Origin of the sequence: Burkholderia sp. SIMBA_051, from assembly GCF_046534915.1 — a bacterium.
GTDB classification, from domain to species: Bacteria; Pseudomonadota; Gammaproteobacteria; order Burkholderiales; family Burkholderiaceae; genus Burkholderia; species Burkholderia ambifaria.
In genome coordinates, this window is sequence record NZ_JAWRXS010000367.1 from 1 (window position 1) to 266 (window position 266).

Below are 266 nucleotides of genomic sequence, written 5' to 3' on the forward strand. Positions count from 1 at the left end.
GCTACGTCGTTCGAACCGTGGGCTTCGACGGGCCTCGGCGTGCTTCGACGTGTGATGCGCCGCGGTTGCGCACTACTCCACGGCGGACGCGGCGTTCAGCGGTGGCGCGGCAGCGGCGTCGGCGGGCGACGGCGCCACCGCTGACGGATCTGCTGCCCGATAGAAAAGATAGGTCGCCGAATACGGCACGAAAAGCGACAGGCCTTCCTGGCCGCACACGGGGTCCGGCGGCAGACCGCCCGAGGTCAACACGCGCTGGATCGAGG

At 69.5% G+C, this 266-nt stretch carries 1 protein-coding gene; it reads right to left on the bottom strand.

The genetic code is table 11. The features are described from left to right. Nucleotides 1–72 precede the first annotated feature (72 nt). A partial coding sequence (locus SB771_RS34890; protein ID WP_410722026.1) for a DUF3455 domain-containing protein occupies nucleotides 73–266 on the bottom strand: 194 nt, incomplete at its 5' end.